Here is a 15,636-nt window from a genome sequence, read left to right as displayed (position 1 = left end):
CAAACCGGAAAGGAGCCCGTTCATGCACCGCACACCCGTCAATCCCTGGCCCTGGTCCCTGCCCCTTGGCTACAATCAGGCCGAGATCGTCGCTGGCATTTCCCGGCAGTTGATCTGCGCCGGGCAGACAGCCGTCGATGCCTCCGGCGCCCCACAGCATCCCGCCGACATGCGCGGGCAGTTGGGGCTGGCGCTCGACAACCTGCAGGCCGTGGTCGAAGCCGCGGGGATGTCCTTGTCCAATATCGTCCGGCTTAACGTCTATGCCACGGACGTGGAGGCAGCGATGCAGAACTTCGACCTCTTGGGCCTGCGTTTCGGGCCATTGGGCGTGGCCCCGCCGATGACGCTCCTTGGCGTGACCCGGCTGGCCCTGCCGCCCCTGCTGATCGAGCTTGAAGCCACGGCAGCCGACTGACCGCAGGTCCCGGCCGTGCTAATCTGGTGGCCGGGACACCCTGAAAGGAGCTTTCAGATTCGTCGCGCCGAAAGACTGTTCAGACTGGTGCAGGACCTGCGCGCCCACGGGGTTGCCCGCGCCGAAGACATGGCGCGGCGGCTAGAGGTCAGCCCCCGCACCATTTACCGCGACATCGCGCATCTGCAGGCCTCCGGTCTGCCCATCGAAGGCGAAGCCGGAATCGGCTATCTCCTCCGCCCCGGCTTTGACCTCGCCCCGGTTGCCTTCACCCATGACCAGGTCGAGGCTCTGGCCCTGGGCCTCGCCTACGCGGAACGCGCGGGCGATCCGGTCCTCGCCCAGGCCGCGCGCGAGGCGCGGGCGAAGTTGCAGGCCGGAATGCCCCGGCCCGAGGATCGGACTCTGGCCGACGCGCCCTATTTCAGTCTTCACGCCCGGATGCCACCGCAGGCGCGGCTGCTGCGTGAAGCGATCCGCAAGCGGCAGGTGGTGCAAATGAGCTACCGCGATGGGGCCGACCGCGTCTCGCACCGGCGGGTGCGCCCGTTGGCGATCTGGGGCTTCACCGAAGGCTGGATGTTCACCGCCTGGTGCGAGCTTCGCGCCGATTTCCGGACCTTCCGCTTCGACCGGATACTGGACCTGTCAAGGACCGCCGAAACCTTCGAGGAAACCGACTCCACCAGCCTTGCGACCTTCCTGGAACGGGATCGCTGTGAAGGCCCGGTCTCAGCTGCCGATGCGGTGGACGCCATCCGCGTCCAGCCCTGGAAGACCAGCGCCCGGCTGCCGGAGAGGCGTTAACAGATCCTGAACGCCCGCCTACAAGCCATTGATTTCTATTGTACCGGATGGCGCACCACGCGCGGCGTTCAGTCAGACTAGGCCCCGACATTCCCAATCAGACCCGCCTCCGCCAGCCCGGCCAGCAGCGCGAAAAGGTCCGCCGCGATCCTCTCCCGCGGGGTCTCCGGGAAGGCCTCCCCCAGCGCCACTTCCAGCTCCTCCGGGGCGACCGGCTCCTCCAGCATCGCCCAGATGGCCGCCGCCAGCGGGTCCATCCGCTGGATCGCCCGCCCCTCCGGATCGGCGAGGTAAAGCACCTCCCCGATCCACCTCTCCACGCACCTGTCCCGCCGGTGAACCACGGCCCCCAGCGGCCCTGCACGGAACCCCAGATCTGCCGGCCCGAACCGCCGCTCCTCGCCCTGCGGCGGGGCCGGGTCCGGCCAGCCAGCGACCCCAGCCAGACAGGCCACCGCCTCGGCCAGGTCCGCATAGGTCAGCTGCCAGACTGGCGTCGCCGCCAGAGTGGCCGCCATCACCTCCAGCACCTCGCCGGAGTGGCGGTCGCGGGTGAAATTCTGGTGAAGCAGCGCATCCATCGCCGTGTCCGGCGGAACCGGGCTCAGCCGCGCCGGGGTCGGCATGTCCCTCCGGTCCAGTAGAACGAAGGCCCCCATCGGCAACCTCTCGCCGTGCACCGGCTGACCGGGAAGCGGCAGGTAGTGATACTGCCGGTTTCGCGGTCCCGGCACGGCCTCGGCCCAGTCGCGGAACCCGGCAGGGAGACTTTCAGGCAGCGGCAGGCGCAACCGCGGAGCAAGCCCCAACCCATGGCCGACGGCCGGACCCTTTGCAGGAAAGGAGAGCGGCACCACGTCATCACTGAAGACCCGATGCCCTGCCCGGGCAAGCGCCGCGGAAAGCGTGCTTTTTCCCGCCCGGCGGATGTTCGGGAACACGAGGAGCCGCCCCCCCAGTGCGACCCCCGCCGCGTGCAGGCAGATCAGCCGCGGGTTCGACATCGGCAGGGCGATCGCAAGGCCGGTCATCGCATCGCAAACCGCGTTCACCGGGTCCCAAAGCTGCGGCGGGCGGTCCTCGACATGGCTCTCGCAGCGCAGCCTGATGTCGCCCGGCACGGCACGGATCGTGAAGAAGGGGCTGGTGGAAAGGCCGGCTTCAGCAATCCGGTACGGCCAGCCCCAGGCGACCCCGGGCAGAAGCTCCAGCACCGCATCAGCCCCGACCAAGCGTAGCGGAGCGTCAACGCCCTGAAAGAAGATGTCCCGCACCACCTGTCACACCTGCAGTGTCCCCTCCGGCGCAGGGAGCCTCGCCGAAGGGGAGATCATGTCGTCAGGGCGCGGTGGTCGCACAGCCCGCATCATCATCCGTCGGGCCCGAGCAGGTGCTGGGCGAGGTGCTGGACGACGAGGACGTCGGCGTGCTGGTCTTGCTTGGCGCGGAGGTGGGGCTTGGGCTGCTGGAGCCGCTGGAGCTGCTCGACCCGCTGGATCCGCTGGACCCGCTGCTGGCCTGCGCCACGCTGACCGTGGTCATCGCCGGGGCCGCATAGGCGGCAAGGGCAAGGGCACCGATCCGGCTCAGGGCCTTGCGGCGGGAGAAAAGGCTGTCTTTCGGTTCGCTCATTGTCGAATTCCTTCTGCTAGGAGTTGTCCTTCATCTGTCCCGGTCCGGGTCACTTTGTCCCCTTCACGTTCCCTTGGACTGCGGCAGGAAAATGGCGTTGGCCAGTGATCAGGGGTTTAATCGGCCCAATTAAACCCAAGGTATAAGCAACAACCCGCCCCGGGCGCCGTCGCTACCTATCAGATGGCGGCAAACAGCTTCTGGTAAATCCGGCGCAGTTCGGCTTTCTGCACCTTGCCCATCGCATTGCGCGGCAGGTCGTCCAGAATCAGGACCCGCTTCGGCAGCTTGAAGGCTGCCAGCCGGTCCCGAAGCGCGGTGCGGATCGCGTCTTCGGATAGGACGGCACCGGGGCCCGGCACCAGGCAGGCCACGACTGCCTCGCCGAAATCAGGGTGAGCCACGCCGATCACCGCCGAAGCTGCCACCCCTGGTAGATCGTCCAGCGCCGCTTCGACCTCGGCGGGATAGACGTTCAACCCGCCCGAGATCACCAGATCCTTCGCCCGACCCAGGATCGACAGATAGCCCTGCGCATCCAACGCGCCCATGTCTCCGGTGACGAACCAGCCGTCCCTGAACTCCTCGGCGGTATTTTCAGGAAGGCGCCAGTAGCCCTTGAAGACGTTCGGGCCGCGCACCTCGATGGATCCGGCTTCACCCTGGGGCAGGACCTCGCCGTCAGCGCCGGCAATGCGGACCTCGACCCCCGGCAGGGGCATCCCCACCGTCCCGGCACGGCGGGCGCCGTCGTAGGGGTTCGAGGTGATCATGTTGGTCTCGGTCATCCCGTAGCGTTCCAGGATCGCATGGCCGGTGCGGGCCTGCCATTCGGCATGGGTGGCGGGCGACAGGGGGGCGGAGCCGGAGATGAAAAGCCGCAGATGCCCAGTGGCCTCGCGTGTCAGGCCGGGGTCGGACAGAAGGCGGGTGTAGAAGGTGGGCACGCCCATCATCACCGTCGCCTGCGGAAGCGCCGCCAGCACGGCGGCAGGCTGGAAGGCGCGTTGGAATATCATGCGCGCGCCGGAATAAAGGACGCAGTTCGTGGCCACGAACAACCCGTGGGTGTGAAACACCGGCAGCGCGTGAAGCAGGACGTCGCGGTCGGTAAAGCGCCACAGGCCCACCAGAGCCTCTGCGTTGGAGGCCAGGTTCTCCCGCGTCAGCATCACGCCCTTCGACCGCCCCGTCGTACCCGAGGTGTAAAGGATCGCCGCCAGATCATCCGGCCCGGTTGCAGGATCAGCGAAGTCCGCCCCCTGCCCCTTCGCCAGCGCCAGCAGCGCAGGCAGGTCGATCACCTTCGAGCCCAGGGCTTGCAGCCCTGCCACCCGGCCGGGGTCGGTCACCGACAGCGCGGGCTCGGCGTCCCGCAGGAAATGCTCGGTCTCGGCCACGGTGTAGCCGGGGTTCACCGGCAGGAAGATCACGCCGGTCCGCAGGCAGGCGAAATACAGCGAAAGCATGGCTTCGCATTTCTCGACTTGCAGAAGCAGACGGTCGCCTTTCCGCAGACCAAGCGAGACCAACGCATTCGCCAGCCGCCCCGTCTCGGCCAGAAGGTCGCCGTATGTCGCGCCTCCCACCTGCCAGACACGGGCCGGATCGGCTGCCATCTGCTTCAGCTTTGCGATGACATCGGTGCTCATGCCGCGTTCCCCTCTTTCGGGGCATTTATCCAAGGGGCGGAGCAGACTGCAACCGGGTCAAGCCCGGATCACCTTTGGCGGAGTGGTGGCAAGGCGGAATTCGGCCTCCACTACATCGGCTCCGTGAAGCTGACCCAATTTCACCAGCTCGAACCGGACACGCGCGACCTCGCGGTAATAGGACAGGAAGGCCGCATTCAGGGCCGCCCCCGACACTGCACCCAGGATCGGCACCGCCTGTGCGGCCAGCTTCTGGCCCAGCACGGCCGCCAGCTTCGGTGCGATACTGGTGATCAGGCTTTGCACAGCCGACCCCGACAACGCCAGCCGGGACGCAACGAACGACGTGTTCACCCCGTCGTCCTGCGCCAGGGGACTGCCCGCGGCAAAGACCTGCAGGCATTCGGCCCGCACCCAGTCCTCGTCGGGATCAAGCCCGGCCTCCCGCGCCACGCTGCGGATCGTGTTCAGGAACAGCGTCACCGTCACCGGCAGTTCGGCAAGCGACGTCGCCAACCCCCCGGCCCCGCCTGCAGCCCCGGCCGCCATCGCCGCCACCATCGGAGCACGCTGCCCCATGTCCGGTGCCCGAGAGGCCAGTCCGTAGGATGTCTCCAGCGCCTGGGCGGTCAGTCGCTCGATCTGTCCCCGGAAGCCATCGGGCAGCGCCGAAAGCTGGTTTTCCAGCGTCCCGCCAAGCCGGTTGACCAGGCGGATCACCGGGCCATTCGCGCGCTTGTAGCGGCGGGCGAGGTCAGCGACCTGGGCGGGAAAGTCGGGCGAAGTGGGCAGGGTATTTTCCATCCGCTTGATATGGGGCCGCTTGTATTCTGTGCAATGGGAAGGCGGGGCAATGGGAAGTCGGGGCAATGCGAAAGCAGCCGGCTCAGGTCGCTTTGGTGACCATCCCGGTGACGCCTTGCCAGGCTCCGGCTTTCAGCTCCAGCCCCAGGATGCGGTCGGGGTTCGTCGGCGGCGGCATCTCTATCCCGTCCAGCTTGCGAAAGCCGAAGCGGCTGTAATAGGGGGCGTCGCCCACCAGCATCACCCGCTCCCACCCCAGACGCCGGGCTTCGGCCAGGCTTTCGTTGATCAAGAGCGCGCCAAGGCCTTCGCCCTGGTGCGTCGGGTGGACCGCGATGGGACCAAGAAGCAGGATGTCGTGCTCGCCAATCAGCGCGGGCCAGTAGCGGATGACGGCGGCCAGTGCCCCGCTGTCGTCGCGCAGCGTCAGACAAAGGGGTGCGACCGTGGGCACCCCGTCGCGCAGCCGGTATGAGGACAACGCCGTACGGCCGGGGGCAAAGCAGAGGTCATAAAGCGCCTCGACCTCCCACCAGTCGTCCTCGGTCTCTTCCTCAAGCTTGTACACGCGCTGATGATCCCACCCGAAGTGCCTGCCGAATCCGCGGGCCAAAAATCACTCGCGCGAACCCACTGGAATCGCGCCGTAACATGGCGCAGTGTGACGATCAATTTGTGAAACAGGGTCCATCATGTTCTACCGTCCCGCCGAGGGTCACGGGCTGCCGCACAGTCCCTTCTCGGCCATCGTCTCACCCCGGCCTATTGCCTGGATTTCCACCCGCGCAGGGACGGGCGACAACCTCGCGCCGTATTCCTTCTTCAACGCCGTGGGCTACACCCCGCCGCAGGTGATGTTCGCCGGCGACTACCGCGACAGCATGGTCAACGCGATGGAAACCGGGGTCTTCGCGGTGAACATCGTGGCCGAAGTGGCGCTGGAGGCAATGAACGCAACCTCGGCGCGGTTCCCGCGCGGGACCGACGAATTTCTGGCCGCAGGCGTGGCCAAGGCGGAATGCGTCTCCATCGACTGCCCCCGTGTGGCCGACGCGCCCGCGACGCTGGAGTGTAGGGTGGTCAAGCTTGTCGACCTGATCGGCCCGGAAAAGCTGATGCTGGGCGAGGTCGTGGGCATCCACATCCGCGACGATTGCCTGGTCGACGGTCGCCTGGACCCGTCGCGCTACGTCCCCGCCGCGCGGCTTGGCTATCACGACTACACCTTCGTCCGCGAAGTGCGGGAACTCCGCCGCCCGAAAGACCCTGCCAAGGGATGACGCCGACCCGCCGAAAGATCGTCTACGCCGTCTCGTTCGAGGCGCTGGGGACGCTTTTCGGAGCGGGCTATCTCTGGCTTCTGTCCGACGCCAGTGCCGGGTCCTCGCTGGCCCTGTCGACCCTGACCGCGACCATCGCGCTCTGCTGGAGCTACGCCTTCAACACGATCTTCGAAGCCTGGGAGGCGCGACAGGCGGTCAAGGGCCGCTCACTCCGCCGGCGCACGGCCCACGCCGTCCTGTTCGAGGGCGGCCTCGTCCTGATCTGCATCCCGGTCATGGCCTGGTGGCTGCAGGTCGGATATCTGGAGGCGCTGGGGTACGAGGCGGGGCTGATCGCGATCTTCATGATCTACACCTACCTCTTCACCTGGGGTTTCGACCGGATCTTCGGCCTGCCCGTCTCGGCGCGGTAGGTCATGGAAAAGCCGGGGCCTGTGCGGCCCCGGCTGGTGATCTGCGGTCAATCAGCGGTCGCGCGAAACCTCGGCCAGAAGCCGCTCGGTCCGGGCTTCCTCCAGCTTGTTGTGCAGCCGGTCGGACTCCTCCTTGTCGCGCACGGCCTTGGTGATGCCGACGGTCGACGAGACCAGCATCAGCGCGGCCATGGCATAGAAGCCCTTGGCGGCGAAGCTGGCCTCCAGGAAGTAGACGCCGCCCGCCATCATCACGGCGGCCACCGCGAAGTTCACGTAGCTGAACATCGTGTAAGCCTGCGAGGTGCGGATCGTCGGTTGCATGATATCGCTCATTTCAGGGTTCCTTCTATGGATTTGAGATCAGGTCAGGGGGTCAGGCGGATTTCAGTTTCAGCCGTTCCAGGACGGCCGCGGCATCGGGGCGGACCTTCGGGCCGCAGCCTGCCGCGGCCAGACGGGCCGAGATCGCTTCGGCGGACTGACCCGCCGACAGCTCCACTACGGCAAGGGCAGTTGCCTCGGCGTGCAGTTGCCGCGATTGCAGGCGGGTCAGGGTTGCTTCGGCCTCGGCCAGCGACGCCGTGACCGGGCGGCTGACGACACCGCGCACGGTCTGCGATTTCTGCGCCGCGTCGGCCAGTTGCAGTCCCCGCTTCAAGTCGCGCAGCCGCAGTTCCGCCCCGCCCAGTTCGTCGCGCAGGCGGGCGATTTCCGTCTCATAGGTCGCAAGGGCCGCCTCGGTCGTCCTCCGCTCGGCCTCAAGCTGGGCGATGGCGGCGGCGGCTTCGGTTGCAAGGTCCTCGCGCCCCTGCGCCAGGGCGGCGATGGCTCTGCCCTCAAGGTCGGCGATCTGGGCATTGATCCGCGGCAGCGATTTCCGCTCGCGTTCGGCATAGGCCATGACGACCGCGACCGAGCGGCGCGCCGCCTCCACCCCAGCCGCCGCATCGCGCAGCTGCTGGCGCAGGATCGACAGCGCGTTGGCGTCCTCAAGGGCCTGGGCGGCATCGTGACTGCGCCCCCTGACCAGCGTGATGATCGTATTGAACATCGGCATCTCCCGGTGTATGAACAGTGTTCACAAGATGCAGCAATCGTGAACACCGTTCAAGTTCTTTTCTGAACGTCGTTCAAGTAACGTAGCGTCACCAGGAGACCGCCATGCCGGACACGGACCGAAAGACCGATCTTCGTACCCGCCTGATCGCGGCCGCCGAGACGGAGATCGCCGAAAAAGGCCTCATGGGTCTGAAGGCGCGCGATGTGACACAGCGGGCGGGTTGCGCGCTGGGGGCGATCTACAATGCGGTGGCGGACCTTGATGAACTGGTGATGCGCGTCAATTCCCGCACGCTGGAGCGAATGGGCGCGGCCCTTGCCGCCACCTCTGGCGCGGAAGGCCCCGAGGCGGTGACGCTGGGCCTGGCCGATGCCTACGCCGTTTTTGCCTTGGAAAACCGGCGCCTCTGGTCGGCGCTGTTTGAACATCGCCTGCCCGAAGGGGTCGACATGCCCGACTGGTACCGGCAGGAGCACGAGGTGCTGATTGCCCGCATCATGGCACCTCTGAAAAGCCTGCGCCCCGACCTGCCGGACGACGAGATCCGCCTGCGCGCGCGCACGCTGTTCGGTGCCGTACATGGCGTGGTGCATCTCGCCTTGCAGGGCCGCCTGGTGGGCGTGCCCGAGCCGTTTCTGCGACAGGAGGTGGCGGCCCTGGTCGGCGCGCTGGTGCTGGGCGCGAAGGTCGCGCGCACCGGCAAGGTGTAAGACCAGGCCCCCCCGCCCGATAAGCCTTGCGCCCAAAGCGGCACACTGTATAAGGCCGCATCTTTCCGCTTATCCATGAACCGGCGATGCCTCTCGTGGACGGGCTGCGGAAAGGTTCTTTGCCCGTCCTATGAAGCCGCCCTGAAACGAAGGAAGCCAGCATGCCTCTTTACGAGCATGTCTTCATTGCGCGCCAGGACCTGTCCAACGCGCAAGCCGAAGGCCTTATCGAACACTTCTCGACCGTCCTCGCGGACAACGGCGGCAAAGTCGTTGAGAACGAGTACTGGGGCGTCAAGACGATGGCCTACAAGATCAACAAGAACCGCAAGGGCCACTATGCCTTCCTGAAGTCGGACGCGCCTGCCGCGGCCGTTCAGGAAATGGAACGCCTGATGCGCCTGCACGACGACGTGATGCGCGTGCTGACCATCAAGGTCGACAAGCACACCGAGGGCGTGTCGGTCCAGATGCAGAAGCGCGACGAGCGTGAAGAGCGTGGCGACCGCGGCGACCGTGGTGGTTTCGGCGGCGAACGTCGCGAACGCCCCAGCTTCGGTGGTGACCGCGGCGACCGTGGCGACCGCCCGTCGTTCGGCGCTCCGCGTCGTTGATCTGAGAAAGGACACATATCATGGCGAACAAACCGTTTTTCCGCCGCCGCAAGGTTTGCCCCTTCTCGGGCGACAATGCTCCGGCAATCGACTACAAGGACACGCGTCTTCTGCAGCGCTACATCTCCGAGCGCGGCAAGATCGTTCCGTCCCGCATCACCGCAGTCTCGGCGAAGAAGCAGCGTGAACTGGCCCAGGCCATCAAGCGCGCCCGCTTCCTGGCCCTGCTGCCCTATGCCGTGAAATAAGGAGCACATGACATGCAAGTGATCCTTCTGGAACGCGTGGCCAAGCTTGGCCAGATGGGCGAAGTCGTCAACGTCAAGGACGGCTATGCTCGCAACTACCTGCTGCCGCAGGGCAAGGCGCTGCGCGCGAACGACAGCAACGTAAAATCGTTCGAAGCGAAGAAAGCCCAGCTGGAAGCCACCAACCTGGAAACCCGCAAGGAAGCCGAATCTGTCGGCACCAAGCTGGACGGCCAGACCTTCGTGGTGATCCGTTCGGCATCGGACGCTGGCGCACTTTACGGCTCGGTCACCCCGCGCGACGCCGCGGAAGCCGCGACCGACGCGGGCTTCACCGTCCACCGTGGCCAGATCATCCTGGATCGTCCGATCAAGGACCTGGGCCTGCACACCGTCTCCGTGCAGCTTCACCCGGAAGTCACCGTGAAGGTCCGCCTGAACGTGGCCCGCTCGGTGGAAGAAGCCGAACTGCAGGCCTCGGGCAAGTCGATTGCCGAGCTTGCGGCCGAAGCGGAAGCCGAAGCCGAGTTCGAAATCGCCGAGCTCTTCGACGAAATGGGCGCTGCCCAAGACGGGGCCGACCTCGGCCGCGACTGATCTCGCGCACCAAAACGACCAGACCGCGCCAGGGCAACCGGGCGCGGTTTTTCTTTCTGCGGGTCAGGTAAATCAAGGGATGGAGCGGGCGCCGCACTGTCAGCGGCAACCGCCGCAAAGCTTGCCGCGCGTTGACCAGCCCGTGTCGGGCGCAGGATAGCCCCGGTGTCCCGCCCGGATAGCGTGGCCCCCATGCAGATGACAGCCACCCACCGCGGTATCCTGGCCCTGACCTTGGGCATCGCGATCTTTTCGGTCCAGGACGTCATCCTGAAGCTTCTGTCGGGTGACTATCCGCTGCACCAGGCGATGCTGATCCGCAGCCTCACCGCGCTCCCCTTCCACCTGGCCATCGTCTGGTGGTTCGACGGCAGGCTCTCGACCATCACCACGCCGGGCTGGTGGAAGATGCTGGCGCGCGGCCTGCTGAACTTCGTGGCCTACACCGCCTATTACCTGGGTCTGGCCTATCTGCCCCTGGCCGACACCATCGCGCTGTTCTTCACCAGCCCGCTCTTCATCACCCTGGCCGCCGTCCTGATCCTGCGCGAGCGGGTCAGCACGGCGTCGCTTGTCGCAGTGGCCGTGGGGTTTGCCGGTGTCCTCCTTGTGGTCAAACCCGGGGGCAGCGGGTTCGATCTGGCCGCTCTGCTGCCGATCCTCGGCGCGCTTGGCTATGCCCTCTCCATGATCGCGGCCGGACGCCTCGGGCGCACCGAATCCGCCGCCGCAATGGCGTTCTGGGGCAATGTCTGCTTCTTTCTCTGCGCGCTGGCCCTGTCCGCGATCTACGGCAGCGGAGCCTTCGCCGGGGCGTCGCACCCCTCGCTCGCCTTCATGACACGGGGCTGGGTCACGCCTCCGATGACCGACCTGCTGCTCATGGCATCATGTGGGTTGATCGCCGCGATCGGGCTGACGCTTCTGACCTATGCCTACCGCGTCGCGCCATCGGCCAGCGTGGCGCCGTTCGAGTACAGCTTCATGTTCTGGGGCCTGCTCTGGGGCTGGCTTTTCTGGGACAACATCCCGGACACCCTCGCCTGGGCGGGCATTGCGGTGATCATCGGCGCGGGGTTGATCGTGATCCGCAAGGATCCGGAACCGGCCACCGCCTGATCACGATACCCGGCGCGGTACCTTGTTCATCGGGTGGCTTTCCAGCCAAAGCCCCATCTGCCGCGCCAGTGTCGGATCGCCGTCGATCTGCACCTGCTTTGCCGCAACCTCTTGCGACAGCCGGGACAGGCCCATCCAGACCGAAGTCACCGACCGCAGGGAACCGGTGACCAGGAGGTCGATCTCGTAACCCGGATCGACGTAGCAAAGGCCAACCTCGCTGTCCTCGACCACCAGCCACCAGTTCTGATCGGCCGGCACCAGGTCGGGGTACAGAAACTGTATCGTTCGCCGGTTGGGCAGCGGCGGGTCCGGTCGGATCCCGCGACGGATGTCCCACATCAGAAGTGAGGGATCGAGCTTGGACAGCGTGACAGTCGATTCCACCCAGACATGCCCCCACAGCATCATCGCATCAACCAGAGGGCGCAGCTCCAGCCCCGCTTGCGTCAGGTGATATTCCGGGTTGCCATCGCGCCGGCGGACCTCGACCACGCCGACCGACGTCAATTCTTTCAATCTCTTGGACAGAAGTGCCGGCGACATCTTCGGCACGCCCCGCCGCAGATCGTTGAAGCGCGTGCTGCCGCAATGCAGCTCGCGCAGGACCAGAGGCGTCCACCTCGTACACAGGATCTCGGACACCATCGCGAGGGGGCAGAACTGTCCATAGCTGGCGTTCGTCATCGCATCCTCCCTGCGGCCCGCGGTTCAGTCCCAGAACTGGACCGACTCGGGCCTGTGGATCGACCCTGTACCCAGTCCGAAAGGGACCAAATGCATAGGAGCACCAAATGTCACTTGCGACTGAACTGGACGGACACACTGGCACCGCAGTGTCTGAAACCCTTGCGCAGAAGGCCGACCGGCTGGCCCAGGACTTCGCCACGCGGGCCGAACGCCACGACACCGAGGGGTCATTTGTAGCAGAGAACTACGCGCGTTTGAAAGAGGAAGGTCTGATCGAGGCGGGGGTGCCCGTGGAACTGGGGGGCGGCGGGGCCTCGGTCGCCGAACTGGCCGACATGCTGCGCCGTCTGGCGCATGGCTGCGGAGCGACGGCACTGGCCTTCGCGATGCACACCCACCAGGTCGCGATCCCGGCCTGGCGCTGGCAGAACCAACCGGCGGCGAAGGCGGCGGTGGAACCTTTGCTGCGCCGGATCGCCACCGAACGCATCGTGCTGATGTCCTCCGGCGGCGGGGATTGGGTCGGGGGCGCAGGCCGGGCCGAGAAGGTCGAAGGCGGCTACAGGATCGACGCGCGCAAGGCCTTTGCCTCGGGGGCGCCCCTTGGCGCCGTCCTGATGACCGCGGCCGTGGCGGATGAACCGGAAGGGCCCATGGTCTTGCATTTCGGCGCAGCTCTGACCGCAAAGGGCGTCCGCGTCGACGAAGTCTGGAACGCGATGGGCATGCGCGGAACGGGATCGCAGGACGTGCACTTCGACGGGCTGGTCATCCCCGACGACAAGATCGCCCTGAAGCGCAAGGCCGGCGAATGGCACCCTCTGTTCCACATCATCGGCACCATCGCCATCCCGCTGATCTACGCGGTCTATACCGGTCTGGCCGAAGCCGCCCGCGACCGCGCGGTGGCGCTGGAAACCTCCCGTCCCGAGGCGCGGCGCAACGCGCACCTCACGGGAGAGATGGAGACCCAACTGCGCGCAGCCCGTCTGGCTCTGGCGGACATGGTCAGCACCATTGCCGAAGAGCCACCCTCGGCGCAAAGCATCAACCGCGTGATGCAGGACCGGACCCTGGTGGTCGAGGCCGCCCTGGCAACCGCAAGTCTGGCGATGGACCTCGCGGGCGGCGAAGGCTTCCTGCGCAAGACCGGGTTGGAGCGGATCTTCCGCGACATCCAGGGCGCGCGCTATCACCCGATGCGGGCGGACCGGGCCGCACTTTATGCCGGAACGCTGGCGACGGGCGGCGACGTCTCACGCATCTTCTGAAACGAAAAAGGCCGCACCCGAAGGTGCGGCCCCATCCTGTCGGACCTGAGGTCCGATTACATCTCGTCCAGGGCCTCGACGGCCTTCTGAAGCTTCTCTTTCGAGATTTCCTTGTCGCTGACCTTGGCCAGGCTCACCAGGTGATCGACGACCTTGTCCTCGAAAAGCGGCGCGCGCAGCTGCTGCTGCATCTGCTGGTTCTTCTGGACGAATTCGAAGAACTGACGCTCCTGCCCCGGATACTGGCGGGCAGCGGCAAGAACAGCTTGGGTCATCTCGGCGTCGGTCACGGTGACGTCGGCCTTGCGACCGATTTCGGCGAGGAGAAGGCCCAGACGCACGCGACGCACGGCCAGCTTCTTGTGCTCGTCCGTGGTCTCGATGGTGCCGTGGTTATGGCCGTGCTCTTCGGGATGCTCTTCGTGCCACAGCTGGTGGGCGATCTGGTTGGCTTCCGCATCGACCAGGTTCGCAGGCAGGTCGAACGTGACCATGCCGTCCAGCTGGTCCAGTAGCGACCGCTTCATCACGGCGCGGGCAGCGCCCTTGTACTCGGCTTCCAGACGCTCGGCGATCTGGGCCTTCAGGGCAGCCAGATCCTCAGCGCCGAACTTCTTGGCCAGCTCGTCGTCGATCTCGGCCGCTTTCGGCTCCTTCACCGCCTTGACGGTGCAGGCGAAGACGGCAGCCTTGCCGGCCAGGTGGGCCGCGCCGTAGTTTTCCGGGAACGAGACGTTCACCGACACTTCGTCACCGACCTTGGCACCGACCAGTTGCGCCTCGAAGCCCGGGATGAACGAGTTGGAGCCCAGCACCAGCGGGTAATCCTCGGCCGAGCCGCCCTCGAAGAGCTCACCGTCGACCGAGCCCTTGAAGTCGATGGTGATCTGGTCGCCGTCCTTGGCCTTGGCGCCCTTCTTGCGGTCATCGAAGGATTGTGCCGAACCGGCCAGGTTGGTCAAAGCTTCTTCGATCGCCTTCTCGTCGGCCTTCACGATCAGACGGTCCAGCTTCAGCTTGCCGGCGTCGACCTCGGGGATCGGAGGCAGCGCGTCGTAGGACATCTCGACCACGACATCCTGGCCCTCTTTCCAGGCGTCGCCGCCAACCATCTTGACTTCCGGCTGCAGCGCCGGGCGGTCGCCGGACTTGTCGAAGTGGTCCTTCATCGCAGCATCGATGGCTTCCTGCATCGCGTCGCCCAGGATGCGGGTGCCGAACTGCTTTTTCAGGATCGCCAGCGGGACCTTGCCCTTGCGGAAGCCCTTGATCTCGACCTCGGGCTGCGCCTCAAGCAGCTTTTCCTGGACCTTCGCGTCCAGTTCGGCCGCCGTCACCGTGATGGTGTAGCCGCGCTTGAGGCCTTCGTTCAGGGTCTCGGTGACCTGCATGGGGGGACGTCCTTCCTGGTTCATTCGGGCGCGGATGCGCAATAGTCCGCGGGCACAGGGCGGAACCCTGCGCGCGTTGGCGGGCCTGATAGCAAAGCTTTTGGTCCGATGTAAGGGGGAATCGCCAGCCGGACGCACGGGTTGCGGCTGGTGCGGGTGAAGGGACTTGAACCCCCATGCCTTGCGGCGCTGGAACCTAAATCCAGTGCGTCTGCCAGTTTCGCCACACCCGCCGACCAGCCTGTGGGCCTTCTAGCAAAGGCTTGACCGGGGCGCGAGGGGTCAAATGCGCTGCCCCAATTGCGCCACAGCCGCCGATTTGCGGACACATCTGCCCCGAAATCAACGAACTGGCATCGAATGCGGACCACAAACCGGCATCAGAACTGGGTCGAAGATTGAAGAAGGGACGCGGGAATGGACTTCGAGGCTCCGTTTTCCAGATCGGCCGGTGGCGCGGGGGTGGAACCCCAGGCGGGTATGCTGGCGGGCACCATGGTCCGGACGCTCGACGGCGTCCTGCCCGTCGAATACCTGACGCCGGGCGACCGGATCGTCACCCGCAGCGGCACGCGAAAGCTGACCTCGGTTTCGGTCCAGGCCCGCAAGATGGTCGACCTCGTGCGGATCCGCGCTTCCACTCTGGGCCACGACCGGCCCGAACAGGACCTTCTGGTGTCGCCCGGCCAACCGATCCTGATCCGCGACTGGCGTGCCAGGGCGATCTTCGGGACCCCGGTCGCGGCCGTCCCCGCAGCCCGGTTGGCGGATGGCGAGTTCATCTGCCTTGAAACCCATGCTCAGGTCCGCCTGTTCACCCTGCGCTTCGACGAAGACGAGGTGATCTATGCCGAAGGGCTGGAACTTGCCTGCCCCGCCTTCCTGCCCGAGCTTGCCTGACGCTGCGTCGCACTAGGAGTGACG

At 66.1% G+C, this 15,636-nt stretch carries 20 protein-coding genes and 1 tRNA gene; 12 read left to right on the top strand and 9 right to left on the bottom strand.

All coding sequences use genetic code 11. The annotated features are described in order from the left end of the window. The first annotated feature begins 22 nt into the window (after positions 1 to 22). Positions 23 to 418, top strand: coding sequence for a RidA family protein (locus tag Q0C42_RS18480; protein WP_295079450.1), 396 nt, complete (start codon positions 23 to 25; stop codon positions 416 to 418). A 15-nt stretch (positions 419 to 433) separates the two neighbouring features. Then, entirely contained in the window at positions 434 to 1,225 is a 792-nt protein-coding gene (locus Q0C42_RS18475) for a YafY family protein (RefSeq protein WP_295079448.1), read from the top strand. Positions 1,226 to 1,302: 77 nt separating this feature from the next. Here Q0C42_RS18475 and Q0C42_RS18470 read toward each other — a convergent pair whose 3' ends face one another. Then, positions 1,303 to 2,499: a PqqD family protein gene (locus tag Q0C42_RS18470; RefSeq protein WP_295079445.1), complete on the bottom strand. Its 1,197-nt coding sequence runs from the start codon at positions 2,497 to 2,499 to the stop codon at positions 1,303 to 1,305. Positions 2,500 to 2,573: 74 nt separating this feature from the next. Between Q0C42_RS18470 and Q0C42_RS18465 the strand changes: the two genes are divergently transcribed. Beyond that, complete coding sequence (locus tag Q0C42_RS18465; RefSeq protein ID WP_295079443.1) at positions 2,574 to 2,783, top strand: hypothetical protein; 210 nt, start codon at positions 2,574 to 2,576, stop codon at positions 2,781 to 2,783. A 253-nt stretch (positions 2,784 to 3,036) separates the two neighbouring features. On the opposite strand, the gene Q0C42_RS18460 is transcribed toward Q0C42_RS18465, so the two are convergent. The 3 genes from Q0C42_RS18460 to Q0C42_RS18450 form a co-directional block, all read right to left on the bottom strand. Continuing rightward, positions 3,037 to 4,509, bottom strand: a complete 1,473-nt coding sequence (locus tag Q0C42_RS18460) for an AMP-binding protein (RefSeq protein WP_295079440.1) — start codon at positions 4,507 to 4,509, stop codon at positions 3,037 to 3,039. Between the two features lie 57 nt (positions 4,510 to 4,566). Continuing rightward, positions 4,567 to 5,313 (bottom strand): EcsC family protein, encoded by a 747-nt coding sequence (locus Q0C42_RS18455; RefSeq protein WP_295079437.1) that lies wholly within the window; start codon positions 5,311 to 5,313, stop codon positions 4,567 to 4,569. Positions 5,314 to 5,395: 82 nt separating this feature from the next. After that, positions 5,396 to 5,881, bottom strand: coding sequence for a GNAT family N-acetyltransferase (locus Q0C42_RS18450; protein WP_295079434.1), 486 nt, complete (start codon positions 5,879 to 5,881; stop codon positions 5,396 to 5,398). A gap of 124 nt (positions 5,882 to 6,005) precedes the next feature. Between Q0C42_RS18450 and Q0C42_RS18445 the strand changes: the two genes are divergently transcribed. Further along, a complete protein-coding gene (locus tag Q0C42_RS18445) occupies positions 6,006 to 6,593 on the top strand; it encodes a flavin reductase family protein (protein WP_295079431.1) in 588 nt (195 codons plus the stop codon). Continuing rightward, a complete protein-coding gene (locus Q0C42_RS18440) occupies positions 6,590 to 7,009 on the top strand; it encodes a PACE efflux transporter (RefSeq protein WP_295079428.1) in 420 nt (139 codons plus the stop codon). Before Q0C42_RS18445 ends, Q0C42_RS18440 begins: the two co-directional genes overlap by 4 nt. Before the next feature lie 51 nt (positions 7,010 to 7,060). Here the strand turns inward: Q0C42_RS18440 and Q0C42_RS18435 are convergent, their stop codons facing one another. Next, positions 7,061 to 7,345 carry a YiaA/YiaB family inner membrane protein gene (locus Q0C42_RS18435; RefSeq protein WP_295079425.1) on the bottom strand — a complete coding sequence of 95 codons (285 nt, stop codon included), beginning with the start codon at positions 7,343 to 7,345 and terminating at the stop codon, positions 7,061 to 7,063. Between the two features lie 40 nt (positions 7,346 to 7,385). Then, the gene (locus Q0C42_RS18430; RefSeq protein ID WP_295079423.1) at positions 7,386 to 8,063 is read right to left on the bottom strand and encodes a PspA/IM30 family protein; all 678 of its coding nucleotides are present in this window, start codon (positions 8,061 to 8,063) and stop codon (positions 7,386 to 7,388) included. A 110-nt stretch (positions 8,064 to 8,173) separates the two neighbouring features. On the opposite strand from Q0C42_RS18430, the gene Q0C42_RS18425 reads away from it, so the two are divergent. From Q0C42_RS18425 to Q0C42_RS18405, 5 genes are all read left to right on the top strand, one after another. Further along, positions 8,174 to 8,782 (top strand): TetR/AcrR family transcriptional regulator, encoded by a 609-nt coding sequence (locus tag Q0C42_RS18425; protein WP_295079420.1) that lies wholly within the window; start codon positions 8,174 to 8,176, stop codon positions 8,780 to 8,782. A 161-nt stretch (positions 8,783 to 8,943) separates the two neighbouring features. Next, positions 8,944 to 9,396 carry a 30S ribosomal protein S6 gene (rpsF, locus tag Q0C42_RS18420; RefSeq protein ID WP_295079417.1) on the top strand — a complete coding sequence of 151 codons (453 nt, stop codon included), beginning with the start codon at positions 8,944 to 8,946 and terminating at the stop codon, positions 9,394 to 9,396. 20 nt (positions 9,397 to 9,416) lie between these two features. After that, positions 9,417 to 9,644 carry a 30S ribosomal protein S18 gene (rpsR, locus tag Q0C42_RS18415; RefSeq protein ID WP_103256213.1) on the top strand — a complete coding sequence of 76 codons (228 nt, stop codon included), beginning with the start codon at positions 9,417 to 9,419 and terminating at the stop codon, positions 9,642 to 9,644. Positions 9,645 to 9,656: 12 nt separating this feature from the next. After that, on the top strand, positions 9,657 to 10,241 hold the full coding sequence (gene rplI / locus Q0C42_RS18410) for a 50S ribosomal protein L9 (RefSeq protein ID WP_295079414.1): 585 nt from the start codon (positions 9,657 to 9,659) through the stop codon (positions 10,239 to 10,241). A gap of 192 nt (positions 10,242 to 10,433) precedes the next feature. After that, on the top strand, positions 10,434 to 11,360 hold the full coding sequence (locus tag Q0C42_RS18405; protein ID WP_295079412.1) for a DMT family transporter: 927 nt from the start codon (positions 10,434 to 10,436) through the stop codon (positions 11,358 to 11,360). On the opposite strand, the gene Q0C42_RS18400 is transcribed toward Q0C42_RS18405, so the two are convergent. Next, positions 11,361 to 12,047 carry a helix-turn-helix domain-containing protein gene (locus Q0C42_RS18400; protein WP_295079409.1) on the bottom strand — a complete coding sequence of 229 codons (687 nt, stop codon included), beginning with the start codon at positions 12,045 to 12,047 and terminating at the stop codon, positions 11,361 to 11,363. A 107-nt stretch (positions 12,048 to 12,154) separates the two neighbouring features. On the opposite strand from Q0C42_RS18400, the gene Q0C42_RS18395 reads away from it, so the two are divergent. Continuing rightward, complete coding sequence (locus Q0C42_RS18395) at positions 12,155 to 13,321, top strand: acyl-CoA dehydrogenase family protein (protein WP_295079406.1); 1,167 nt, start codon at positions 12,155 to 12,157, stop codon at positions 13,319 to 13,321. 56 nt (positions 13,322 to 13,377) lie between these two features. Here Q0C42_RS18395 and tig read toward each other — a convergent pair whose 3' ends face one another. Together tig and Q0C42_RS18385 are read right to left on the bottom strand one after the other, a co-directional pair. Further along, entirely contained in the window at positions 13,378 to 14,712 is a 1,335-nt protein-coding gene (gene tig, locus Q0C42_RS18390; protein WP_295079403.1) for a trigger factor, read from the bottom strand. Between the two features lie 148 nt (positions 14,713 to 14,860). Next, positions 14,861 to 14,945, bottom strand: a tRNA-Leu gene (locus Q0C42_RS18385). A 184-nt stretch (positions 14,946 to 15,129) separates the two neighbouring features. On the opposite strand from Q0C42_RS18385, the gene Q0C42_RS18380 reads away from it, so the two are divergent. Beyond that, positions 15,130 to 15,612: a Hint domain-containing protein gene (locus Q0C42_RS18380; RefSeq protein ID WP_295079400.1), complete on the top strand. Its 483-nt coding sequence runs from the start codon at positions 15,130 to 15,132 to the stop codon at positions 15,610 to 15,612. Positions 15,613 to 15,636 lie beyond the last annotated feature (24 nt).

Origin of the sequence: Tabrizicola sp. (assembly GCF_022842145.1) — a bacterium.
GTDB lineage: Bacteria > Pseudomonadota > Alphaproteobacteria > Rhodobacterales > Rhodobacteraceae > Tabrizicola.
Note: the sequence above shows the minus strand (reverse complement) of the source record. Positions and strands in the feature narration are given on the sequence as shown.